Source organism: Prevotella marseillensis, assembly GCF_900625065.1.
In the GTDB taxonomy this organism is placed as follows: Bacteria; Bacteroidota; Bacteroidia; order Bacteroidales; family Bacteroidaceae; genus Prevotella; species Prevotella rara.
The window spans coordinates 2,919,270-2,942,538 of record NZ_UYXY01000001.1; the positions used below are offsets into that span (position 1 = coordinate 2,919,270).

A 23,269-nucleotide genomic window follows, 5' to 3' on the forward strand; every position below is an offset into this window, starting at 1 on the left:
GCTCAGGAGTTAAAGTCAAATGCCTTTAAACCTGCGCACCATAAAAACGTTAACTGCACAGGCTCTGCTCAACAGGCAAGGCTAATGACTTTAACTACCAGCAGGCCCAAGCCTGCGATAACTCCTTTAACTACTCTAACTACATAAATATTACCTATCATGATTTCCGAATTATTATACATCCTGTGGAACCCCAACCTGGTGGCATTTCATCTCGGGCCGATGTCCATACGCTGGTATTCGCTGTGCTGGCTCCTGGGCCTTGCGTCGGCATATTTCATCGTGAAGAGGCTCTACAAGGAGCAGAAGATAAAGCCGGAGCTGTTCGATCCGCTGTTCATCTACTGCTTCGTGGGCATACTGATAGGCGCCCGTCTGGGCCACTGCCTGTTCTATGAGCCCGACTATTTCCTGTCGAGCGGCAAGCATATAGTGGAGATGATACTGCCAATACACTTCATGGCCGACGGCTCTTGGAAGTTCACCGGATATGAAGGACTGGCAAGCCACGGCGGAACCATCGGACTAATCATCGCCCTCTGGCTATACGTGCGCCGCACAAAGGTGAACATCTGGCGCGTGCTCGACAACGTGGCGATAGCAACTCCCGTAACAGCATGCTTTATCCGACTGGGCAACCTCATGAACTCTGAAATCATAGGCAAGGCAACAGACGTGCCTTGGGCGTTCATCTTCGAGCGCGTCGACATGATTCCGCGCCATCCGGGACAGCTCTACGAGGCTATAGCCTACGCCATATTCTTCGTCATAGGCTGGTATTTCTACCGCAAAAAACCGCAGCGAGTGGGTACAGGATTCTTCTTCGGACTCTGCATAACGCTCATCTTCACGGCACGATTCTTCATAGAGTTCACAAAGGACATACAGGAAGAGTTTGAGGCTTCAATGCTGCTCAACATGGGACAGCTGCTCAGCATACCGTTCATTATAGTCGGCTTACTTTGCATATTCAACCGAAAGTTAATGGAACGACTCGGAACTGAAAAACAAATAAGCAAAGACAAGAAGAGCGAATAAGGGTGAATAAGCCAATAAAGAATAAGCATTGACATTATTACCTACAAGATGAACAACCTACTCTACATACTATGGAATCCTGACCTGGTGGCCTTTAACATAGGACCAATATCTGTATTTTGGTACTCATTGTGCTGGCTCATAGGACTCGCGTCAGCGTATTTCATTGTGAAGAGGCTCTACAAGGAACAGAAAATAAAGCCGGAGCTGTTCGACCCACTGTTCATCTACTGTTTCGTGGGTATACTAGTAGGCATGAGATTGGGCCACTGTCTGTTATATGATCCTGACTATTTCCTGTCGAGCGGCAAGCATATAGTGGAGATGATACTGCCAATACACTTCATGGAGGACGGATCGTGGAAGTTCATAGGATATAAAGGACTGGCAAGCCACGGCGGAACCATCGGACTAATCATCGCCCTCTGGTTCTATGTCCGCCGAACAAAGATTAATATCTGGCGAGTGCTCGACAACGTGGCGATAGCAACTCCCGTAACGGCATGCTTTATCCGACTGGGCAACCTCATGAACTCTGAAATCATAGGCAAGGCAACCGACGTGCCCTGGGCGTTCATCTTCGAGCGCGTTGACATGACTCCTCGCCATCCGGGACAGCTCTACGAGGCCATAGCCTACGCCATTTTCTTCTTCGTAGGATGGTATTTCTACCGCAAAAAGCCGCAGCGCGTGGGCACAGGATTCTTCTTCGGACTCTGCATAACACTCATCTTCACGGCACGATTCTTCATCGAGTTCACAAAGGACATACAGAAAGACTTCGAGGCTTCAATGCTGCTCAACATGGGACAGCTGCTCAGCATCCCGTTCGTAATCATAGGCATTCTCTGCATGAAGGGCGGAAAATGGATGCAGAAACTGGGCATTGAAAAATAGACTGATATCCTACGGCTTAACGGCCGAAATAGGGAAATACAGAGGAAAACAAGGGAAATTAGGGGAAATTTGCGGAAAATTTCCCCTAATTTCTTTTTTATTGCCCATTACGTTCAAGCAAAAAAAACATAACAAAAGGGATTTTCTGCCGGACATAAAATCCGTTCTGACGCGTTTTCTTGTGTTCGGCGTGAAGATGAGGGCTGTTTATGAGAAAACGGCTCACACGGGCTTAAAACGCCGTTATAAAAGAATGTCAGCATGACTTCATGATACTGACGCGCAACAATGATGCCATGCTGACATATAGAGCATATAATCTGACAAGGATTAGTCAAGCTTCAGCTCAAAGTCCACCACGTCGAGCCAGCGCCCGAGCTTGTAGCCTACATCGTGAAAATGCGACGCCTGACTGAAGCCCAGCTTGCGGTGAAGCTCTATGCTCGCCTCGTTGCAGCCCGTTATGCAGGCTATCAGCACCTTGTATCCGCGCCGGCGGCACTCGTCTATCAGGCGGTGCATCAGGGCAGTGCCGAGGCCGCGGCGGGTGAAGTCGGGCGAGAGATATATCGTCGTCTCGTAAGTGTTGCAGTAGGCGGCGCGCTCCTTCCACGGATGGGCATAGCATATTCCTGCCACGCGGCCGTCTTCTTCAGCCACGAGATAAGGGCAGCTTGCCGATATGTGCCCCACCCTTTCGGCCATCTGCTCTTCGGTGAGCGTCTCGGTCTCAAATGTCTCAACGCCCTCTACGATGTATCTGTTGTAGAGCGCGGTTATCTCCTGAATGTCTTTTTCCTCAACGTAACGTATCATTTCTGTATAATTTATGTTTGCTTTATCTCTTTATCCTCTACGTGCCGCGGCCTGCCATGCGCTGACAGATGCCGCAGGCGCCCTTGCATACATGCAACACAATCGAAGCCTGACGCCTGACATGCGCCTGACCTCGATTGCAGTATGAATAATCCGAGCCCCGGCCGTACCAGGCCCGGCGTGGCTTTACTGTCTGTTCACGCTGATCTTAATGCTGCGGTCGGCTATCTTCACCAGCACGACGCCGTCCGTGCGGCCTGCGCTGAGCGTTATGCTGCCTGCCGACGCCTTGCCTGCCGAGAGCATCATGCCGCCCACGCTGTAGAGCGCAACCTGCTCGCCGTCGGCAAGTCCGCTTACGGTGATGCAGCCGTCATGCGAGCTTACCACTACGCCGCGGCGCTCACCAAGGTTTATTCCGGCAGTGTTCAGCGTGGCGTCGATGAAGCACAGCACGGCCTTAGCCTCCTCGCTGTTAAGATAGCCGTGTGCCGATGCATACACGGTTATGTCGTATGCCGCACCGAGAGCCACATTGCCGTCGGCCGAGTAGGCTCCTTCAACGGCGTCAGACGCGCTTATCGTGTAATGATATTCCGCCCCTTCGGTGGCGCATCCGAACGTCAGCGAGTTGTCGGCATAGGCTATTGTCGGCGTGGCGCACCTCACGGGGTCAACCACCTGTCCGTCTTCCTCTATGATAAACTTAAACCCGCTCCACGGCTCCTTGACCTTATAGAGCGCCGTGGTGCCTACCGGCACGTGCAGGCGGCACTCTGTATATATGTCGCCGAACACGAAATTGCCCGTGCTCACCTCGTCAGGGTCGTCCCACTGGCAGGTTACGTCGGCAAGATAAGTGCAGTCCGAGAAGCTGCCGCTGCCCAGCGTCTCTACGCTCCTTGGCAGCAGTATCGAGGTCAGTCCGCTGCAATTGCGGAAGCATCCGGCGCCAATGTTCTTCAGTCCGGCAGGCAGAGTGATTCCGCTGAGCGAGGTGCAGTTGCTGAAGCAGTCATCATACAGCTTCTCGATACTCTCCGGCAGGGTTACCGAAGCCAGCTTTGAGCAGTAGCTGAAACATTCTTCGTAGAGCCTCGTTACGCCGCTCGGCACGACTATCGACTCTAAGGCTGAGCAGCTCTCGAAGCATCTGCTCTCTATGTTGTCTATGCTGTTGGGCAATGTTATTGCCTGAAGAGCAGTGCAGCCTGAGAAGCAACTGCTCCTTAAGTCGGTGATGCCGTCGGGCAGACTGACCGACGTGAGCGAAGTGCAGCCCGAGAAACACTCCTCGCCAAGTTCCCTCACACCCTGCGGGATGTCTATCGACTCGAGCGAAGTGCAATGATAGAAGCATCTCTTCTTCAGCTCCGTCAGGCTTCCCTCAAACTTCACCGATCCAAGCGACGAGCAGCTGTGGAAGCAGCTCTCGCCCATAGTGGTCAGACTTGCCGGCAGAGTTACCGAAGTGAGGCTCTTGCAGGCGTAGAAGCACTGATAGCCAAGCTCCGTGATGCCCTTGGGCAAACTGATAGCCTTAAGCCTGTCGCAGCCTGAGAAACATGCGCTGCCAAGCGATGTAACTCCTGCCGGCAGCTCAATCGCCTCAAGCATGTAGCAACGCTCAAAGCACATATCACCGAGCGATACGAGATTTTCGGGCAGGTCTACCGACTTAAGAGAGTAACAGAAAGAGAAGCTGTTGCCACCCAGCGAAGTTATGTTGTCGGGCAGGTCTGCCGATACAAGCTTAGAACACGACGAGAAGCACGACGAGCCCATCACGGTAACAGTGTTGGGAAGCACAACTCCCGTAATGTCGTTTCCGCTGAAGGCATTGTTCTGCACGGTGGTAACCGTATAGTCATCTCCGCCGTATCTCACGGTCTCAGGTATCACGATGTCGCCCGTAAGTCCCTTCTGCTGCATCACCGATGCCTTTCCGCCGTCGAGCAGATAAGTTATTCCGTCGATTGTAGCCGTCTCCTGTGCGCTGCCTGCCAGGGTCATCGCCGCCGCCAGACATGTAAGGATAATTTTCTTCATAAATAGTTTTTTTAATGTTCAAGAAATGTATGTGTTCACTTGTTTTATTTGTAAAAATAGCCGATCGTTTCTCCGTGCAAAAATAAGAAAAAAACAACAAACCGAAAGGTCCTGCCCGAAAAAACAGCATTTTCCTGACTTCGTCACTCAAAAAAACTAAACATTATAATTCGTTGATAAACAATATTTTGTAATTTTGTGTCACCCATTTTAGGGTGACACGATGCAAAAAACATGTTTATACGTAAAAAGAAATACCCATCAGGCAATGTAGGTGTCATAGTGGTTGAAAAGGTCAAGGGCAAGATGAATGAGCTTACCACTATAGGTATAGCGCGCACTCAAGAAGAGGTAGATTCTCTCGTAATGAAAGGTCGTAAATGGATATATGAGGAACAGGAACACCGCCATCCACGGCTGGATCTTTTCGGTGAGGAACGTAAGAAGTGTGATGCAGAACTTCTGAGTGCCGAACAGATGCTTTCGTGCATAACCAACATCTCGATCAATGGAGCGGACCTGATACTTGACCGTGTCTTTGACAGCGTTGGATTCAACAGGATAGATGATGAGGTATTCCGCCAACTTGTAAAAGCCCGTTTGTCTTATCCTGCAAGCAAAGCTGCGACAGTGGAGTATCTGAAGAATCATTTTGACGAAGATGTCAGCCTGTCGAAGATCTATCGTTATTTGGACAAACTGAGCGATAACCAACATAAGATAGTTCAGGACATAAGCGTCCTTCACACGAAGAATATTTTAGGCGGCCACATCGGTGTGCTGTTTTATGATGTCACCACACTCTATTTTGAATCGGACTATGAGGACGAGCTTCGCAAAACCGGTTTCTCCAAGGAAGGGCGTCATCAGAACCCTCAGATTATATTGGGACTGTTGGTCAGCATTGGCGGCTATCCGCTTGCGTATTGCATCCATGAGGGCAACAAGTACGAGGGGCACACGATGCTTCCGGTAGTGACTGAATTTGTCCGGAAATATGAGCTGGAAGATTTTGTCGTGGTGGCTGACTCAGGGTTGATGAACAACGATAATATAGCCGACCTTGAAGCAAACGGTTACAAGTATATCATCGGTGCGAAAATCAAGAACGAGAGCAGGAAGATACAGGAATGGATACTGGAGCAGCCTAAGACGGACTGCCAAATGGTTGAATACGATAAAGGTAACGGACAGAGGTTGTTGGTCGGATATACAGAAGAGCGTGCCCGAAAGGATGCTTATAACCGTGAGAAAGGTATACGCCGTCTGGAGAAGGCATACCACAGAGGTACGCTTACCAAAGACAATATCAACAAGCGTGGATACAACAAATTCCTGAAAATGGAAGGAAATGTAAAGGTGACCATCAATTACGAGAAACTGGAGAAGGATGCGAAATGGGATGGTCTCAAAGGATACCTTACCAATACGAATATACACGTCAATGACGTATATGCCGCCTACCATAACCTGTGGCATGTTGAAAGAGCTTTCCGCATATCAAAATCAAAGATTGAGATAAGACCAATGTTTCACTTTACAAGGCGCAGGATAGAAGCACATGTCTGTATCTGCTTCGTGGCCTTGAAAGTTTACAAGGAATTGGAGCGTCTGCTGAAACTATCAGGCATAAATATGAGTGTGGACAAGGTGCTCGAACTTGCTAAAACTATAGTGACTATACAGATGACATTGCCTCAAAGTAAGCAGACTATCAACAGAACTATGCTGATGAAACGTCATCAACGCATTGCTTCATTGTTTACTGATGATTTTTGGGTGACACGTTGACGAAGTCAGGACATGTAAGGATAATTTTCTTCATAAATAGTTTTTTTAATGTTCAAGAAATGTATGTGTTCACTTGTTTTATTTGTAAAAATAGCCGATCGTTTCTCCGTGCAAAAATAAGAAAAAAACAACAAACCGAAAGGTCCTGCCCGAAAAAACAGCATTTTGTGTCGACCAACGCCTTGTATGGCATCAACCCACCCTTAATGCCGACGGCAGGTTTTGGGGATATTTTGCGGAAATAAAACACCTGCAACGAACCGCCAAAAAACGATATGTGCCCTTTCGCACGGCAAAAGCATATCTTCTGCACGGCAAAAGAGCACATATCAGAGGCCGAAAGACGGCCTTTTATAATACACTGAAACTCAATACGTTATACAATACATGGCGACGCACGCCAGCGTCGGCGGCAGACTGATGCATACCATGCCGCCGTAGGGCACGCCATAGGGTATGAGCCACGGCAGCGTCAGGCCTCAGTTCGGCCTGCCACGGCTGCCTTCATGCCTGCCTTGGCGTTGGCATACATGCGCACGATGATGTCGCACGCCTGGTCTAACGTCATCGAGCCTGTGTTTATCATCAGGTCGTAGTTGCGCGGATCGTCCCAGCGCTGACCCGTGTAATATTCATAGTGAGTGCCGCGGGCCTTGTTGAGCCTCTTTATCTCGGCCTCCGCCTTAACCTTGTCCAGGCCGTATTCAGACGTGCATCGGTCGATGGCTGTGTCACGGTCGCAATAGCAGAACACGCGCACAACGCCCGGACGGCCCTTCAGCACAAAGTCGGCGCAGCGCCCCACGATTACGCACGGCTCCTTGTCGGCCAGCTGCTGCACTATCTTGCTCTCGGCAAGGAAGAGCACGTCGTCCGACAGTCCCCTGCCCGCCTGCGTGCCGTAGCCCTGCGACAGTATGCACTTCAGCCAGAACGACGGTATGGTCTGCTCGTTGCGCCTTATGTAGTCTTCGTTGATGCCGCTGCTCTTTGCCGCCATCTTTATAAATTCGCGGTCGTAGAGCCTTACGCCGAGTCTCGAGGCAAGCATCTCGCCCAGCATGTGGCCGCCGCTGCCAAACTCGCGGGCTATGGTAACCACCACGTCGGCAGGCGCCGCGGCAGCCTTGCCTTCGGTCTGCTTAGAGTAGCCCAGCACGCCGTTGAGCACACGGCAGAACGGTGTGAGGAAGTGAACTATCGGCCCCACGAGCAGCGCCGCAGCCACCGTGCCCTCGCGCACGCCGTGTATGCCGCCTATGAAGAGCATCGAGAATACGCAGGCAAGGATGACGTTGCCCACGTCGAAGCCCAGTTTAACGTAGCCGAAGTCGCCGCCTATGCGCCTTGCCAGCACCCTGACGAAGAACTCGCCCGCCACCATTGCCACGTCGGCCTTAACCTCGAGCGTTATGCCGCACGCCAGAATGACGCATCCGGCGAGCATGCTGAGCAGCTGCATGGGATAGGCCTCGGGCTGAAGCCACGACAGCGACGACATGGATATGTCGATAAACGTGCCGAAACAGAGCGTAACGGGTATCTGTATGAGATACATGCGGAGGTCGGCGCGCAGCTGTGAGCGGCTCATCATGAGCGGCTCTGTGGCCACGAAAAGAAGGTTTACGATGATGGTCCACTGGCCCATGGTAAGGGGCGTGAACATACTCAGCACGTAGTTGACGCTCGTTATGGGCGACGTGCCCAGCAGAGCCTTTGTGATGAAGGCTATGCCGTAGGCGTTGATAAACACCGAAATGATAAAAAGGATGTAACGCCTTGTTAGAAATATTGTCTTTTTCTGCATAATATTTTGACTTGAAAACAAATCTGTTCTAATGGAGAATTGAGAATGGAGAATGGATAATTATGATTTGACTTGAGGGGTATTGAGATGCCGGATGTTGAGCGTGCTGCCGGTGTATTTTGGCTTTTACGGCTGTAATGCTGTCCCCTGCAACTATTCTGTTCTCCTTTCTGATTATGCTATCCTTTCTTTTGTCTTTATTCTCCACGGAGAAATGTTCTCCTTTGTATTGTATTCTGATTTAAATCACGGCGCAGAACTTATTATCAGTGTGCGTATATGTTGATGACTTACGACATTCATTCATGCCGACAGTCATAGACTTAAAATGTCTGATGGGCTGCCATACGGCGCCTTGTCTTTAACCCAAATCGGCTATTATGATTCGGTATGAAAGCCTTAATGCACAAAAGTGATAAAACCATGTGCGGTATGATGACCTGTTGGGGGTTGGTTTTCTGCCGCCAATACAGCGCGCACCGCGCCACGGCGGCAGCCCTGCCCTGCCCTATTTGCCTGTAACTATGCGCTTTATGTCGTTCAGTTTGTTGAGCGCCTCCACGGGCGTCAGGTTGTTGATGTCGAGCCCCAGTATCTCGTCGCGCACCTGGCACAGCACTGGGTCGTCGAGCTGGAAGAAGCTGAGCTGCATGCCCTGCCGGCTCATGTTTATCTTCTCTGCCGACGGCTTGCCCACTCCGCCAACCTGGGCGTTGTCTGCCTCAAGCTCCTTCAGTATGGTCTCTGCCCTCTTCACGATGCTCTTTGGCATGCCGGCTATCTGCGCCACGTGTATACCGAACGAGTGCTCAGAGCCGCCCGGCTCGAGCTTTCTCAGGAAGATAACCTTGCCGCCCGACTCTCTTACGCTTACGTTGAAGTTCTTTATGCGGGCAAAGTTTTTCTCCATCTCGTTGAGCTCGTGATAGTGAGTGGCAAAAAGCGTGCGCGCCTGAGCCTTGGGATGCTCGTGGAGATACTCCACAATGGCCCACGCTATGCTTATTCCATCGTATGTGGACGTGCCTCGTCCAAGCTCGTCGAAGAGCACCAGCGAGCGCGGAGTAACGTTGTTGAGGATGTTGGCAGCCTCGGTCATCTCAACCATGAAGGTCGACTCGCCCAGCGATATGTTGTCCGACGCCCCCACACGTGTGAATATCTTGTCCACCAGACCTATCCTCGCGCTCTCTGCCGGCACGAAACATCCTATCTGGGCCAGCAGCACAATCAGTGCCGTCTGTCGCAGCAGAGCCGACTTTCCGGCCATGTTCGGACCTGTGATTATTATTATCTGCTGCTTCTTGTCGTCGAGATATATGTCGTTGGGCACATAGCTCTCGCCCACGGGCAGCTGCGTCTCTATCACCGGGTGGCGTCCCTGATGTATGTCGAGCACAATGTTGTCGGCATCAATGGCAGGACGGATGTAGCCGTGTTCGGCGGCAGTCTTGGCGAAAGACAGCAGACAGTCGATACGGGCTATGAGCGACGCGTCGGTCTGTATGGCGGGAATATACTCCTGCATCGACAGCACCAGCTCGGAGAACAGCTTGCTCTCCAGCTGCAATATTTTGTCTTCGGCACCCAGAATCTTCTCCTCATATTCCTTCAGCTCCTGCGTTATATAGCGCTCGGCGTTGGCAAGAGTCTGCTTTCTCACCCACTCCTCCGGCACCTTGTCCTTGTAGATGTTTCGCACCTCGAGGTAATAGCCGAACACGTTGTTGTAGCCTATCTTCAGCGACGATATGCCCGTAAGCTCAGTTTCGCGCTCCTGTATCTTCAGCAGATAGTCTTTGCCGCTGTAGGCAATGTTGCGCAGTTCGTCGAGCTCGCTGCTTACGCCGTTCTTTATCACGCCGCCCTTGCTCACGAGCTGCGGCGAGTCCTCGTTGACCTCTCGCTCAATGCGGTCGCGCAGGCCCTCGCACAGCGCCATCTGGTCGCCTATGCGGCGCAGCACGGCGTTGTCTGCCTCGAGACATGCACGCCTTACGGGCACCAGGGCCTGCAGGGCTGTCTTGAGCTGCACCACCTCGCGCGGCGACACACGGCCCACGGCAACCTTTGATATGATGCGCTCAAGGTCGCCAATGCGGTGGAGCTGACTGTCGAGAAGGTCTTTGAATTCGGGATGGCGGAAGAAATATTCAACCACGTCGAGCCTGTCTTCTATCACGCGGGCATCTCTCAGGGGGAACACCACCCAGCGTTTCAGCATGCGGGCCCCCATCGGCGACACGGTGCGGTCAATGACGTCGAGCAGCGACGAGCCGTCGTCCTGCATGGGGTGCAGCAGCTCCAGAGAGCGTATGGTGAACTTGTCGAGCCTTACGTAGCGCTCTTCCTCAATGCGCGATAGCGACGTTATGTGGCCAATGTGCGTGTGCTGCGTCATCTCGAGATACTGAAGTATGGCTCCGCTCGCCACCACTCCACTCCTTAGATGCTCCACGCCGAAGCCCTTGAGCGACTTTACGTCGAAGTGGCTCAGCAGCTTCTGGTTGGCAGACTGCTCGGTGAAAACCCAGTCGTCGAGCTCGAAGGTGAAGAACTTGTTGCCGAACCAGCGCTCAAACTCTGCCCTGCGGCCGCGCTCAAAGAGCACTTCCTTAGGCGAGAAGTTTACGAGCAGCTTCTCTACATAGTCGTAGGAGCCTTCGCCCGTGAGGAATTCGCCGGTAGATATGTCGAGAAACGCCACTCCGCAGGCCGTCTTGCCGAAGTTGACGGCTGCCAGAAAGTTGTTTTCCTTGTAGTTAAGCACGTTGTCGGTCATGGCCACTCCGGGCGTAACCAGTTCGGTTATGCCTCGCTTAACGAGCTTCTTGGTGAGCTTGGGGTCCTCCAGCTGGTCGCAGATGGCCACTCTCCTGCCCGCCCTTACGAGCTTTGGCAGATACGTGTCGAGCGCATGATGCGGAAATCCGGCCATCTCCGTAGGGTCTTTCGAGCCTCCGTTGTTGCGCCTGGTGAGCGTTATGCCCAGTATCTTGCTGGCGTCTACGGCGTCCTGAAGGTATGTCTCATAAAAGTCTCCGCAACGAAACAGCAGCAGCGCGTCGGGGTGCTTTGCCTTCAGCGACATAAACTGCTTCATCATCGGGGTTAGTTCGTTGTCTTTCTTTGCCATGATCTGTTGTGGATAGCCTGCCTGTTCTGGTCTGTAAGTCAGGCACTATGGGTTATTTTCAAGCTGCAAACTTACTAATTTTTTTCCAATTTCTGACTGACCGAAAAGGAAAAACAGCTGAAAACTGAGAATTGAAAGACAATTAAGCGGCTGTTCTTAATCTCTTCCAATTCCCAGTTTTCAAATCCCAATTTTCTATTTCTTATAAGTTTGTTGTCATCTTTTTCCGCTGAAGCCCTTTGTCGGAGTGGTTTTCTGCGTCGTTGTCGAGGGCTTGCTTCCTGTGCTTCTTACGGGCTTTGTACCGCTGAACGAGCCTGAAGGCTTTACAGTTATGCTGCCCGATGTGCCCGTACCTCTCGACGGACGGCTCGTAGCGGGCTTGCCGGCTGAGGTTGTAGGCTTCTTGTTGGTAGTGGGACGGCCGTGCGACGCGGTGCCCGTAGAAGGCTTGGGAGCCGTAACCGTGTGGCCCTGATTAGTCGGTTTAGAGGGCTTTGGGGTTGTCGTCACGCTGTGGCCCGAGTGGTTTGTGGTGCCCGTCCTTACCGGCGTCAGCTTGTGAGCGCTGCTGTATGTGCGGCCCTTATACCAGCTCTTGCCGCCGTTGCTGCGCCAGCTGTGGCCTCCTCGGTAGGTGGTGTAGACGCTGGGGCGGCTGTAATAATAGTAAGAGCGGTCAGTGTAGCGCGTATAGATGCTGTATCTGAAGCCCGAACTCCAGTAGACCGGACGGTAGAAATATGTCCTTGACATATACAGGTTATACTGTGCCGCGGTGAGCACATAGCTCAGGTCGAGGTTGCGGCGCGTCCAGCACGTAGAGTAAAGGTCGTCCTGATAGTTGAGCGCCATGAGATAGTCGAGATTTATTTCATACACGGCGTCATACTGGCTCTCATAGAGTCCCAGTTCGTATGCCATCTTGTCTGTCAGGAACAGGGCCTCCTCACGGGCCTGCGTATATGTCATTGCCTGCAACGTAACCGTGGTTATCATCATTATGATGAAGGATGTAAGTAATCGTTTCATAACCGTCAATTTTTTAAATGTTAGACAATCAGCAGTATCAAACAAATGTTCTGAGAGCAAAGATAGTGAAATTTGGGCTAAAATGCAAGCTGTTTACCCTACAACAGCATCGGATTTTCCCTACAATTCAGCGGGATTTGCCCCCGCACACGGCACAGACGGGCACAACTGCCGTGGCTGAAGGGCAGGGCAGAGGGGGCAGGAAATAAAACTTTTTTTAATGTTTTTATATCGCATTGCGAACATATATTGCACAAAAGCGGCATAATTTTGCCCCCGGAACAGGACCTTAGCCCGACAAGGAGAGATTGTTTCATGAGATAACACGGGCCCGGCGCCGCCACGCAAGCTACCGCGGGGCAGGGCAGAGGGCACAAATACAACAGACCTTTAAAACTGATTTTAGAAATGATTGTAAGTATTAACCTGAACGAAGAGAGACAGAAAGACTTTGCCGACATGCTGAGCAAGGAACAGCGCGACAGCGCAAGGCGCATAATGGCGCAGCAACTGGGCCAGCTGCTGACACGCAACCCGGCCGAAAACCTGTACTGGACGGAGAGCAAGACCGACCTTATGGAGCTGGTCTACGACGTCTACATGGCCGAAAGCCCCGTTGACAGGCTGGGCCGCCCCTACAGCTTCAGCGAGATGGCGCGCAGGGCATGCACCGTGCTGCACGTGCCCATGCCGAAGAATCCCTACGCCATGGTGTATAACGCGAGAGAGAGGAAGGGCGTGAAGCAGAAGTCGTTCTTCAGCCGCTACTGCTGGCTGATGTACTGCAGGCACTCGCGCAACCCGCTCTACGCCATGATAAGATGCATGCGCTGAACAGACAACGCAACGGCAAGGTAACCATGAAAAACATTAACAGACCATAAAACACAAGACAATGGACAAGAACACACAGACAAGACTGTCGGAACACTTCACGCTGGAGGAGATGTGCCGCTCGGGCGCGGCAGTAAGACACCGCATAGACAACACGCCCGACAGAGAACAGACCGAACGCCTCAGGCAGCTCTGCCTGAACGTGCTGGAGCCGCTGCGCAGGCGATTCGGCGTGATACGCATAACGAGCGGATTCCGCTCCGAACGGCTCAACGCCATAGTGGGCGGGGCTAACACCTCGCAGCACATGAGGGGCGAGGCTGCCGACATACACATATCGGGCATGGAGACGGGGCGCAAGATGTATGCCTACATAACCGCCAACCTCGACTTCGACCAGCTGCTCTTTGAGCACTCCATGAGCAACGGGGCGTGCTGGCTGCACGTATCCTACAAGGCCGGCAAGGGCCAAAACCGCCGCCAGGCCATACCTTTCTACAAGGCGGCATGAGCCCACGCAACGCGCTGACACCCAGCACATTGCAAAAGGCAGCCTTTCGTGCTGCAAAAAGTTATCTTTCATCCTGCAAAAGGCCGTCTTCCGCACTCCGAAAGGCGGTCTTTCTGTTATGCACGGCATAGCGTATATTTATAAAAGATTTGGTGGATACCGACATTTCGCGCAGAAAAAATTTGGTGGAAGGCGGAATTATGGGCACCTATGTGTGAAATACACCAAGGATTATCGCCGGGAAAACGGCATCAACTATCTGCCTGTATACATGACCATGTTATTATAATCAACATACGCATACGAGACAAATATATGCCGCAAAACGAACATGGCAAACACGGGAAACAGAAAGGAAAAACACCGCAAATGCCATGAACGTAATGCGGCCGGATAGGTATGAAACTAAAACGTCATGTTCATGCTCACGCCAACGCTGCGGCCGTCGTAGTAGGGCAGGGCGGCAAGAGCCGTGGAGCGGCGGCAGGACGACTTGCGGAACAGCAGGGGATAGAGCCTGTAGGCCAGTTTAGTGCTTACGATGCCTATGCACGCACCCGCCACAACGTCGTTTATCCAGTGGCGGTCGTTGTAGACGCGCAGATAGGCCGTGAGCGGAGCCACCACAAAACCCGACCAGGCTATAAGGGGCGACACCGACTTGTATTCTTCATAAAGAAACTGCGCGCCCATGAAGGCCGTGGCTGTGTGTCCCGACGGAAAAGAGTTGCGCGTGCTTACGTCGGGGCGGCGCTCGCTTATGGCCAGCTTCATGGTGTTGACGATAATGCCCATCGTGGCATACGACATGGCAAGCATGATGGTGCGGTCCTTGAACGAGTGGCGGCCGCGCACGCCTGCAAGGTTAAGCCCGTAGACAGCCACCACGGGCGAATACTGCACATAGTCGTCAGCATGCATCTTGCGCCTGTCCTTCGGCACGAGGGCGTATCTCACGGCACGCTTCTGCCTGACCATCCATCCGTTCTCGATATACAGCGCCGACACGCCTACGAGGGCGGCAGGCACCACTATGTCGACAGCCCTGAGCCTGTGGCCGTCGTCGAAGGTGCAACGCCGCTGCACATCGCAGCTAAGGCTGTCGGCAGCACTGACGCCTGAAGCAGCACAGAGCAGCAGCATAATAAGGATGATCCTGAAGTTGAACATTTCTTTATATTTCATCATTTCGTTAATTTTTCCGGTGTGTCAAGCAATGTCATTGCCGATGGCATAAACCGGCAAAGATATCACACGGAAATGCTGAAAACCACCTATCGGGAAACTATTTTTTTAATGTATTTTTCAATATACGCATATCCCGAAAACTTATTTTAACCAAACAGCAAGCATCAACACAAGCTGTAGCACAAAGCACGGCCTACGACGGCAGTCAGCCAAGGCACAAACAGCCCGGCAAGCCGAAAGCATCATAAGCACGGCAAAAAGCCATGCGGGCGTAAGCGCCTGACAGTCAACACGAAACGAAACATCGGAACTGATCATGAAAGCATACTAACAGCAGTTGAGCATACAGTCTATCGTGGTAAAACTTGACATCGCTGATCAGAAAGTGTATCTTTGCAAACGTGAACGACATGAAGCCGCAGGCACCTCTAAGGACTGCATGGACAGCCGGCAACCATCAGCCGCCGAAGCGGCGCCGGGCAGCATGAAAGACACAACTGACACAAAGAAGCTTCTTAATGCAGAGAGAAACACACACAGATTATTAACCATTAAAAAAGAAAGGAAAAAAAGATTATGGCAGTTTTTTATAAGTTGTATCAGGAAAACAGAGAAGGTTCGGCAAACAAGGGCAAGTGGTATGCACGCGCCGTGCACACGGGCACAGTTACAATAGACGACCTGGCAGACGAGATGCAGGCCAACTGTACGGTGAAGAGGGCCGACATCGTGGCCGTACTGAGCGAGCTGGTGGAGACGATGCAGAAGCATCTGCAGATGTCGCACCGCGTGAAGCTCGACCGCCTCGGCACATTCAAGATCGGCATGCACACCAGTCCGGCCGACACCGTGAAGGACTTTACGGCAAGCGGCAACGTCAAGTCGGTGCACGTGCTGTTTCAGCCCGAGACCAAGATTGACAAGAACAAGACCCGCACCCGCGCACTGCTTACGGGCTGCAAGGTGCAGGAGCTGCCCAAGAACGCTGTGAGCGACGCCCTCGACGACGTGGAGGCCGTGTAGCAGCAGGGCATGAATGAATGCAGACGATGAACGTAAAACACATAAATTAAACCCAAAACGGTCATTAGGATTCGGTCGGGATTTAGCTTTATATTGAGCAGATTTTCGTTATATTTTTAGCAGGCATAGCAGGCTATGTCAAGAAAAATCTGACAAAAAGACGCCAATAGAAACAAAAAGACAGACTGAAAGCATCAATGCACAAAATTGATAAAGTAATATGCGGTCTGATGACCGATTTGGGTTAGAAAACTTACAAAAACAAAACAGACAATGGGAACAAAAGACAAGAACAACATTTCGATAATTCTGAAGGTGATAGTGGCAGTGGCAACAGCCATCTTGGGCGTGTTCGGAGTGAACGCGGCAATCTGAAAAGGATGCAGTTAATCAAAATCAACCAACCGGTCCGGCAGGCATTTCAGTCTGCCGGATTTTTATGTTTATTCAAAAAATATACAAAAAATGTGCATTTTTTTAATAAAAAAAATATAATTGTAAAAATAAATCGCTATATTTGGCAAATAAAACTCAAACATATAACACATAAACCTTAAAGCCTATGGGAAAATAATAGACACCAACATCTAAGAGATTAAAATCATTACACAAAATTAACCTGTTAAACTTATAGCTTATGAAAAAACTGATATTTATGCTCATGGCAGTAATCTGTTTCACGGCATGCTCAAACGACGACAACGACCCCCAAAAGCCTATTAATCCGGAACAGCCAAAAGCCGTGGAGCTGAACGATACCACCCTGACATTTGAACTGAATGCAGACACTGCAACTGTAAACATAGGCAGCAGCGAAGGCTGGTGGATAGAAGAAATTACGACAGAGGAAGACACTCTGAAACCTACAGCCGAGGAGAAGCAGCTGATGGCAGGAGGCGGAGCGTATGAAGCGCGATGCCAGTGGGTAAGCATGAAACGCAACGGCAGCAGCATCGAAGTGGCTGTAGACGATAACGTATATAAAGAACGCACTTTCAAGATTGTCCTTGCCACAGCCGACAGCACGGCCACCATCACGGGCGTGCAGGAAGAAATGATTACAGGCTGGTGGGACGACATCATAGGCCTGTCGACCAAGACCGTAACGCTCAACGGGGCAGGAGACCCTGCTACTGTAACTACCGAAGGAAAACACTGGTGGATAACATCAATAGAGGTTGACGGAGAGACGCTGTATAATTCCTACTACGACAACACAGAGAACAGAAACATGTATCAGACGGGCAAGTTCAACAAAAAGTGCGACTGGCTCAACGTAAGCGTGGACGACTGGACGCTGAACATATCGGCAGACATGAACTACGGAGAAGAAAGAACATTCAGAATAAACGTAGAGGCAGGTGACTACTTTGACTATATTAACGGCACGCAGGAAGAGCTGATGACGGGAGGAGGCACCCCCATAAACCTAAAGCCAAAACAAGTTACGATACCGGCAGAAGGCGGCACACAGACATGCACGACAGACAAAGACATTGCATGGATAATACACTGCACTTACATTAACGATAATATCTATTATGCCACATTGGATGAAAAAGAAAACTGCGCAGACACGGGCAAATTTGAAAAAACTTACGAATGGCTGACCGTGAAGCGCGACGGCGAAAATCTGTATGTAACGGCACAACCAAACAATACAGGAAAGGAAAGAACCTTCAAAGTGGTGATTACGGCAGGCGACGCAGGAGACACTCTATACGGCACGCAGCCGGCACAATGACGACGCAGGCAACACGCACACCGCAGACACTACAGGACGCAACGGCGGCTGAACACACATCATCCGTCCCATATATCCCTTTACGAGAAGGATATGGGGCGGATGATGTTCAATTTGCAACATAGTTTACAAAATATAATAAAAACAATTTTATTTCGTACAATCGAATTTTTGCATTATCTTTGCATAATATAATTATGTGTCATGCCTGACAGCAAATGTAATAACAAATGACAGGCTTAAAGAATTGCTCACCCTACATCGTACAGATATAACAAAGTTACTTAAAAATTTATGTAACAATAAACTTTTAATATCTGAAGGAAACGGCAGGGGAACAAAATATTATATTAATAAAAAGGTTGACACCTCAGAAGAAAAGGTTGACACCCCGGAAGAAAAGGTTGACAATACTAATACACATCTAAAAAGAGATGAACTTGAGCGGTTAATAACAGAAAAAGCAAAAGAATACATTTCTTTGGAAGAAATAGCTTTAAGAACTGGGAAAAAATCCAGTTATCTTAAAAATAAGATAATACCGGAAATGATTAGGAAAAATAAGTTGAAAAGACTTTATGCACAGACACCTAACCATCCCGAACAAAAATATAAAGCAACAGAAGAATAAAAAAACAACGATACGGAACAATGGAATACAATTTCAGAGAGATTGAGAAGAAATGGCAGAAACAGTGGGCCGAGATGAAGACCTACCAGGTTACTGAAGACAAGAGCAGGGAGAAATTCTATGTGCTCAACATGTTTCCTTATCCATCGGGAGCAGGACTGCACGTGGGACATCCGCTGGGATACATAGCCAGCGACATCTACGCCCGCTACAAGAGGCTGATGGGATATAACGTGCTCAACCCCATGGGATACGATGCCTACGGACTGCCCGCCGAGCAGTATGCCATACAGACAGGACAGCATCCGGCCATAACTACGGCCGAAAACATAAGCAGATACCGCAGCCAGCTGGACAAGATAGGATTCTCGTTCGACTGGAACCGCGAGGTGCGCACCTGCGAGCCTAAATATTACAAATGGACACAGTGGGCATTCCAGAAGATGTTCAACTCGTTCTACTGCAACACTTGCCAGAAGGCACAGCCTATAGAGAAGCTCATAGAGCACTTCAGCCAGAAGGGCACCGAGGGACTCGACGTGGCACAGAGCGAGGAGATGAGCTTCACGGCAGCCGAATGGAACGCCATGAGCGAGAAGGAGCAGCAGCAAGTGCTGATGAACTACCGCATAGCCTATCTGGGCGAGACGATGGTTAACTGGTGTGCCGGACTGGGCACCGTGCTTGCCAACGACGAGGTGGTAGACGGCGTGAGCGTGCGCGGCGGTTATCCCGTGGTGCAGAAGAAGATGATGCAGTGGTGTCTGCGCGTAAGCGCCTATGCACAGCGCCTGCTCGACGGACTCGACACTGTAGACTGGACTGAGTCGCTGAAGGAGACTCAGCGCAACTGGATCGGCCGTTCTGAAGGAACAGAGATGCAGTTTAAGGTGGCAGGACAAGACTGGGACTTCACCATCTTCACCACACGTGCCGACACAATATTCGGCGTAACGTTCATGGTGCTGGCACCTGAAAGCGAACTCGTTGAGAAACTTACCACACCTGAGCAGAAAGCCGAGGTGGACGCATATATAGAGCGCACAAAGAAGCGCACCGAGCGCGAGCGCATCAGCGACCGCTCTGTTACGGGCGTGTTCTCAGGCTCTTACGCCATCAATCCGTTCACGGGCGAGAACATTCCTATCTGGATTTCTGACTATGTGCTGGCAGGATACGGCACAGGAGCCATCATGGCTGTGCCTGCGCACGACTCGCGCGACTATGCCTTTGCCAAGCACTTCGGACTGGAGATACGTCCGCTCATAGAGGGATGCGACGTAAGCGAGGAGAGCTTCGACGCCAAAGAGGGCACCGTGTGCAACTCGCCTAAGAGCGGAGTGGAGACTCTCGACGGATTCTCGCTCAACGGCCTGAGCGTAAAGGAGGCTATAAAGAAGACCAAGGAGTTTGTAACTTCTCACAACATGGGCCGCGTGAAGGTTAACTACCGTCTGCGCGACGCCATCTTCTCACGCCAGCGCTACTGGGGCGAGCCGTTCCCGGTTTACTATAAGGACGGCATGCCTTACATGATTTCAGAAGACAAGCTGCCGCTCGAGCTGCCCGAGATTGACCAGTATAAGCCTACAGAGACAGGAGAGCCACCGCTCGGACACGCAAAGAAATGGGCTTGGGACACAGAGAAGAACGAGGTTGTGGACAAGAGCCTGATTGACAACAAGACAATATTCCCGCTCGAGCTCAACACCATGCCGGGCTTTGCAGGCTCATCAGCCTACTATCTGCGCTACATGGATCCGCACAACGACAACGCCCTCGTGGGCGAGGAGGCCGACCACTACTGGCAGAACGTTGACCTGTATGTGGGCGGAACAGAGCACGCCACGGGCCACCTTATATACTCACGCTTCTGGAACAAGTTCCTGTTCGACCTCGGTGTGTCGTGCCAGGAGGAGCCTTACAAGAAGCTCGTCAACCAGGGTATGATTCAGGGACGCTCTAACTTCGTTTACCGCGTAAACAGCGACGACCACTCTAAGAAGCCGCTCTTCGTTAGTCTCGGACTAAAAGACCAGTATGACGTAACGCCTATACACGTTGACGTAAACATCGTTCACGGCGACGTGCTCGACACAGAGGCATTCAAGGCATGGCGCCCCGAATACAACGACGCCGAATTCATACTCGAAGACGGCAAGTATGTGTGCGGATGGGCTATAGAGAAGATGTCAAAGTCGATGTTCAACGTTGTCAACCCCGACATGATTGTAGACAAATACGGAGCCGACACGCTGCGTCTCTACGAGATGTTCCTCGGTCCGGTAGAGCAGAGCAAGCCTTGGGACACCAACGGAATAGACGGCTGCCACCGCTTCCTGAAGAAGTTCTGGGCACTGTTCTACGATCAGCGCACGGGCGAATTCCTGCCCGACCAGAGCGAGCCTACGCCGGAGCAGTATAAGTCTGTCCACAAGCTCATCAAGAAGGTTACGCAAGACATCGAGCAGTTCAGCTACAACACCAGCATATCTGCCTTCATGATTTGCGTCAACGAGCTGCATCAGCTCAAATGCCACAACCAGGCATTGCTGACCGACGTGGTAGGCCTGATAGCTCCGTTTGCTCCGCACATAGCCGAAGAGCTGTGGCACGCACTGGGCAACAGCGGCAGCATATTTGACGCATGCTGGCCCGAATACAACGAGAAATACCTCGTTGAGAGCACCGTTCAGATGGGTATAGCCTTCAACGGCAAGCGCCGCTTCGAGATGCAGTTTGCAGCCGACGCCGACAACGCAGCCATAGAGCAGGCTGTGATGGCCGACCAGAGAACGGCAAAATACATCGACGGCAAGCAGATAGTAAAGGTTATCATCGTGCCGAAGAGAATGGTCAACGTGGTTGTTAAATAACAGCCGCGCCCATATCACTAAGGCAAACAGCAAAATAACAGGACACACACAGGCGGCAAAGGCCGGGCAACACAGCAGAGCCCGGCCACTGAGCCGGCCTGACTCACTCACAGGAGCCGACGCGCTCATGATAAAACCGTTATGTCAACAGAATTAAAAAGAAACACACTTTCACCTTAAAAAAATCACAAGCCATGCAGAAGCAAATATTAATTCGTGAAGCCAAAGACTACTTCAACATCACCCTCGGGCTGATGCTCTACACGTTCGCCTTCACGGTGTTCCTCCTGCCTTACGAGATAGTAACGGGAGGTATAGCGGGAATCGGCGCCGTGGTGTTCTACGCCACGAAGTTCCCCGTTCAGTACACATTCTTCATAATCAACGCCGTGCTCATCGTGGCCGCGCTGAAGATACTGGGCTGGCGCTTCCTGATGAAGACCATCTACGCCACGTTCATGCTGACGTTCCTGCTCGACGTGGCCCAGAGAGTTGTCATCCAGCCCGACGGCACGTTCTACAAGCTGCTGGGCGACGGCAACGACTTCATGTCGCTCGTCATCGGATGTATGATGACCGGCACGGCCCTGGCCATAGTGTTCCTCAACAACGGCTCTACGGGCGGCACCGACATCATAGCGGCCTCGGTCAACAAGTACCGCAACATATCGCTCGGCCGCGTAATCCTGCTAATCGACGTGTGCATCATAGGCAGCTGTCTGTTCATCGACACGTTCGGTCCCGTGCAGTTACGCTGCCAGAAGGTGGTGTTCGGCTTCTGCACCATGTTCATCGAGTGCACCATGCTCGACTACGTGATGAACTGGCAGCGCCAGTCGGTGCAGTTCATGATATTCTCAAAGAAATATCAGGAGATAGCCAACGCCATAGCCACCACCACCGACCACACGATAACCATACTCGACGGTCACGGATGGTATACGGGCAAGGAGACCAAGGTGCTCTGTCTGCTGGCAAAGAAGAACGAGAGCGTGACGATATTCCGACTGATAAAGGTTATCGACCCCAACGCCTTTGTGAGCCAGAGCTCCGTGATAGGCGTATACGGCGAGGGCTTCGACCAGATAAAGGTGAAAGTGCCCAAGAAGATGAAAGACAATACGCTAAACGGCAAGTGACGGCAAAAGGCCGCTGCCACGGGCGCACAGAGAAACAATAAAGAAAAGATGAAAATAGTTTTCGCAACAAACAACAAGAACAAGCTGGCCGAGATAAGAGACATGCTCGGCGACAAGATAGAAGTGATGTCGCTGGCCGACATCAACTGCCACGAGGACATACCCGAGACGGCAGACACGCTGGAGGGAAACGCCCTGCAGAAAGCCCGCTACGTGTTTGACAAATACGGCATGAGCTGCTTTGCCGACGACACCGGACTCGAGGTGGACGCGCTGGGCGGAGAACCGGGAGTCTACTCGGCACGATATGCCGGCGGCGAAGGTCACGACAGCGAGGCCAACATGGCAAAGCTGATGCAGAAGCTCGGCGACAACGACAACCGCAAGGCGCGCTTCCGCACGGTGATAGCCCTGATAACGGGCAGCGGCGACGACGGCGTGAAGCTGTTTGAAGGCGTGGCAGAAGGCGACATAATACGCGAGAAGAGGGGAGGAGAGGGCTTCGGCTACGACCCAATATTCCGCCCCGAAGGCTACGACAAGACATTTGCCGAACTGGGCCACGAGATAAAGAACAAGATATCTCACCGCGCCAGGGCCGTGCAGAAACTTGTAGAATATCTTAAACAGGCAAGCGGCAACAGATAGCCGCCTGCCTTTATATTATCATCACCGCCGCCGGAAAGCGCTGCGCAAAGCGCTCTGGCGGCGCAACGGCAATGCCGCTGAACGAAGAATTTTGGCATTTTATAAAACA

General features: G+C 51.5%; 18 protein-coding genes. 12 read left to right on the plus strand and 6 right to left on the minus strand.

Features of this window, described 5'->3' with window-relative positions:
- Window positions 1-159 precede the first annotated feature (159 nt).
- The gene (gene lgt, locus EJL04_RS11720; protein ID WP_125105039.1) at window positions 160-1,038 is read left to right on the plus strand and encodes a prolipoprotein diacylglyceryl transferase; all 879 of its coding nucleotides are present in this window, start codon (window positions 160-162) and stop codon (window positions 1,036-1,038) included.
- 48 nt (window positions 1,039-1,086) lie between these two features.
- On the plus strand, window positions 1,087-1,935 hold the full coding sequence (gene lgt / locus EJL04_RS11725; RefSeq protein ID WP_125105040.1) for a prolipoprotein diacylglyceryl transferase: 849 nt from the start codon (window positions 1,087-1,089) through the stop codon (window positions 1,933-1,935).
- A gap of 330 nt (window positions 1,936-2,265) precedes the next feature.
- On the opposite strand, the gene EJL04_RS11730 is transcribed toward lgt (EJL04_RS11725), so the two are convergent.
- A complete protein-coding gene (locus EJL04_RS11730) occupies window positions 2,266-2,751 on the minus strand; it encodes a GNAT family N-acetyltransferase (RefSeq protein ID WP_021855807.1) in 486 nt (161 codons plus the stop codon).
- 186 nt (window positions 2,752-2,937) lie between these two features.
- Window positions 2,938-4,800 carry a leucine-rich repeat domain-containing protein gene (locus EJL04_RS11735; RefSeq protein WP_125105041.1) on the minus strand — a complete coding sequence of 621 codons (1,863 nt, stop codon included), beginning with the start codon at window positions 4,798-4,800 and terminating at the stop codon, window positions 2,938-2,940.
- A 234-nt stretch (window positions 4,801-5,034) separates the two neighbouring features.
- Here EJL04_RS11735 and EJL04_RS11740 point away from each other — a divergent pair, with 234 nt between their 5' ends.
- On the plus strand, window positions 5,035-6,591 hold the full coding sequence (locus tag EJL04_RS11740; protein ID WP_125103887.1) for an IS1634 family transposase: 1,557 nt from the start codon (window positions 5,035-5,037) through the stop codon (window positions 6,589-6,591).
- Between the two features lie 472 nt (window positions 6,592-7,063).
- Here EJL04_RS11740 and EJL04_RS11745 read toward each other — a convergent pair whose 3' ends face one another.
- From EJL04_RS11745 to EJL04_RS11755, 3 genes are all read right to left on the minus strand, one after another.
- Window positions 7,064-8,398 (minus strand): cytidylate kinase family protein, encoded by a 1,335-nt coding sequence (locus EJL04_RS11745; protein ID WP_125105042.1) that lies wholly within the window; start codon window positions 8,396-8,398, stop codon window positions 7,064-7,066.
- A gap of 508 nt (window positions 8,399-8,906) precedes the next feature.
- A complete protein-coding gene (gene mutS / locus EJL04_RS11750) occupies window positions 8,907-11,534 on the minus strand; it encodes a DNA mismatch repair protein MutS (protein WP_053398917.1) in 2,628 nt (875 codons plus the stop codon).
- Window positions 11,535-11,750: 216 nt separating this feature from the next.
- Window positions 11,751-12,566 (minus strand): hypothetical protein, encoded by an 816-nt coding sequence (locus tag EJL04_RS11755; protein ID WP_125105043.1) that lies wholly within the window; start codon window positions 12,564-12,566, stop codon window positions 11,751-11,753.
- A 408-nt stretch (window positions 12,567-12,974) separates the two neighbouring features.
- On the opposite strand from EJL04_RS11755, the gene EJL04_RS11760 reads away from it, so the two are divergent.
- Together EJL04_RS11760 and EJL04_RS11765 are read left to right on the plus strand one after the other, a co-directional pair.
- A complete protein-coding gene (locus tag EJL04_RS11760) occupies window positions 12,975-13,400 on the plus strand; it encodes a hypothetical protein (protein ID WP_053398915.1) in 426 nt (141 codons plus the stop codon).
- 61 nt (window positions 13,401-13,461) lie between these two features.
- Window positions 13,462-13,911, plus strand: coding sequence for a D-Ala-D-Ala carboxypeptidase family metallohydrolase (locus EJL04_RS11765; RefSeq protein WP_125105044.1), 450 nt, complete (start codon window positions 13,462-13,464; stop codon window positions 13,909-13,911).
- Between the two features lie 405 nt (window positions 13,912-14,316).
- On the opposite strand, the gene EJL04_RS11770 is transcribed toward EJL04_RS11765, so the two are convergent.
- Window positions 14,317-15,099: a phosphatase PAP2 family protein gene (locus EJL04_RS11770; protein WP_125105045.1), complete on the minus strand. Its 783-nt coding sequence runs from the start codon at window positions 15,097-15,099 to the stop codon at window positions 14,317-14,319.
- A 576-nt stretch (window positions 15,100-15,675) separates the two neighbouring features.
- On the opposite strand from EJL04_RS11770, the gene EJL04_RS11775 reads away from it, so the two are divergent.
- The 7 genes from EJL04_RS11775 (at window position 15,676) to EJL04_RS11800 (ending at window position 23,160) form a co-directional block, all read left to right on the plus strand.
- A complete protein-coding gene (locus EJL04_RS11775; RefSeq protein ID WP_053398911.1) occupies window positions 15,676-16,122 on the plus strand; it encodes an HU family DNA-binding protein in 447 nt (148 codons plus the stop codon).
- Window positions 16,123-16,395: 273 nt separating this feature from the next.
- Entirely contained in the window at window positions 16,396-16,497 is a 102-nt protein-coding gene (locus EJL04_RS16395) for a smalltalk protein (RefSeq protein ID WP_021855817.1), read from the plus strand.
- Window positions 16,498-16,759: 262 nt separating this feature from the next.
- Window positions 16,760-17,866, plus strand: a complete 1,107-nt coding sequence (locus tag EJL04_RS11780; RefSeq protein ID WP_125105046.1) for a BACON domain-containing protein — start codon at window positions 16,760-16,762, stop codon at window positions 17,864-17,866.
- 199 nt (window positions 17,867-18,065) lie between these two features.
- Window positions 18,066-18,497: a hypothetical protein gene (locus EJL04_RS11785; RefSeq protein WP_125105047.1), complete on the plus strand. Its 432-nt coding sequence runs from the start codon at window positions 18,066-18,068 to the stop codon at window positions 18,495-18,497.
- Window positions 18,498-18,517: 20 nt separating this feature from the next.
- Window positions 18,518-21,373: a leucine--tRNA ligase gene (gene leuS / locus EJL04_RS11790; RefSeq protein WP_125105048.1), complete on the plus strand. Its 2,856-nt coding sequence runs from the start codon at window positions 18,518-18,520 to the stop codon at window positions 21,371-21,373.
- A gap of 194 nt (window positions 21,374-21,567) precedes the next feature.
- On the plus strand, window positions 21,568-22,512 hold the full coding sequence (locus EJL04_RS11795) for a YitT family protein (RefSeq protein WP_021855820.1): 945 nt from the start codon (window positions 21,568-21,570) through the stop codon (window positions 22,510-22,512).
- Between the two features lie 48 nt (window positions 22,513-22,560).
- Window positions 22,561-23,160 (plus strand): non-canonical purine NTP diphosphatase, encoded by a 600-nt coding sequence (locus EJL04_RS11800; protein ID WP_021855821.1) that lies wholly within the window; start codon window positions 22,561-22,563, stop codon window positions 23,158-23,160.
- The last annotated feature ends 109 nt before the right edge of the window (window positions 23,161-23,269 follow it).

Excerpts from the sequence above, each read along its gene's own strand:
- lgt (WP_125105039.1), top strand. The coding sequence starts at position 160 with ATGATTTCCGAATTATTATACATCCTGTGGAACCCCAACCTGGTGGCA.
- lgt (WP_125105040.1), top strand. The coding sequence starts at position 1,087 with ATGAACAACCTACTCTACATACTATGGAATCCTGACCTGGTGGCCTTT.
- EJL04_RS11730 (WP_021855807.1), bottom strand. The coding sequence starts at position 2,751 with ATGATACGTTACGTTGAGGAAAAAGACATTCAGGAGATAACCGCGCTC.
- EJL04_RS11735 (WP_125105041.1), bottom strand. The coding sequence starts at position 4,800 with ATGAAGAAAATTATCCTTACATGTCTGGCGGCGGCGATGACCCTGGCA.
- EJL04_RS11740 (WP_125103887.1), top strand. The coding sequence starts at position 5,035 with ATGTTTATACGTAAAAAGAAATACCCATCAGGCAATGTAGGTGTCATA.
- EJL04_RS11745 (WP_125105042.1), bottom strand. The coding sequence starts at position 8,398 with ATGCAGAAAAAGACAATATTTCTAACAAGGCGTTACATCCTTTTTATC.
- mutS (WP_053398917.1), bottom strand. The coding sequence starts at position 11,534 with ATGGCAAAGAAAGACAACGAACTAACCCCGATGATGAAGCAGTTTATG.
- EJL04_RS11755 (WP_125105043.1), bottom strand. The coding sequence starts at position 12,566 with ATGAAACGATTACTTACATCCTTCATCATAATGATGATAACCACGGTT.
- EJL04_RS11760 (WP_053398915.1), top strand. The coding sequence starts at position 12,975 with ATGATTGTAAGTATTAACCTGAACGAAGAGAGACAGAAAGACTTTGCC.
- EJL04_RS11765 (WP_125105044.1), top strand. The coding sequence starts at position 13,462 with ATGGACAAGAACACACAGACAAGACTGTCGGAACACTTCACGCTGGAG.
- EJL04_RS11770 (WP_125105045.1), bottom strand. The coding sequence starts at position 15,099 with ATGATGAAATATAAAGAAATGTTCAACTTCAGGATCATCCTTATTATG.
- EJL04_RS11775 (WP_053398911.1), top strand. The coding sequence starts at position 15,676 with ATGGCAGTTTTTTATAAGTTGTATCAGGAAAACAGAGAAGGTTCGGCA.
- EJL04_RS16395 (WP_021855817.1), top strand. The coding sequence starts at position 16,396 with ATGGGAACAAAAGACAAGAACAACATTTCGATAATTCTGAAGGTGATA.
- EJL04_RS11780 (WP_125105046.1), top strand. The coding sequence starts at position 16,760 with ATGAAAAAACTGATATTTATGCTCATGGCAGTAATCTGTTTCACGGCA.
- leuS (WP_125105048.1), top strand. The coding sequence starts at position 18,518 with ATGGAATACAATTTCAGAGAGATTGAGAAGAAATGGCAGAAACAGTGG.
- EJL04_RS11795 (WP_021855820.1), top strand. The coding sequence starts at position 21,568 with ATGCAGAAGCAAATATTAATTCGTGAAGCCAAAGACTACTTCAACATC.
- EJL04_RS11800 (WP_021855821.1), top strand. The coding sequence starts at position 22,561 with ATGAAAATAGTTTTCGCAACAAACAACAAGAACAAGCTGGCCGAGATA.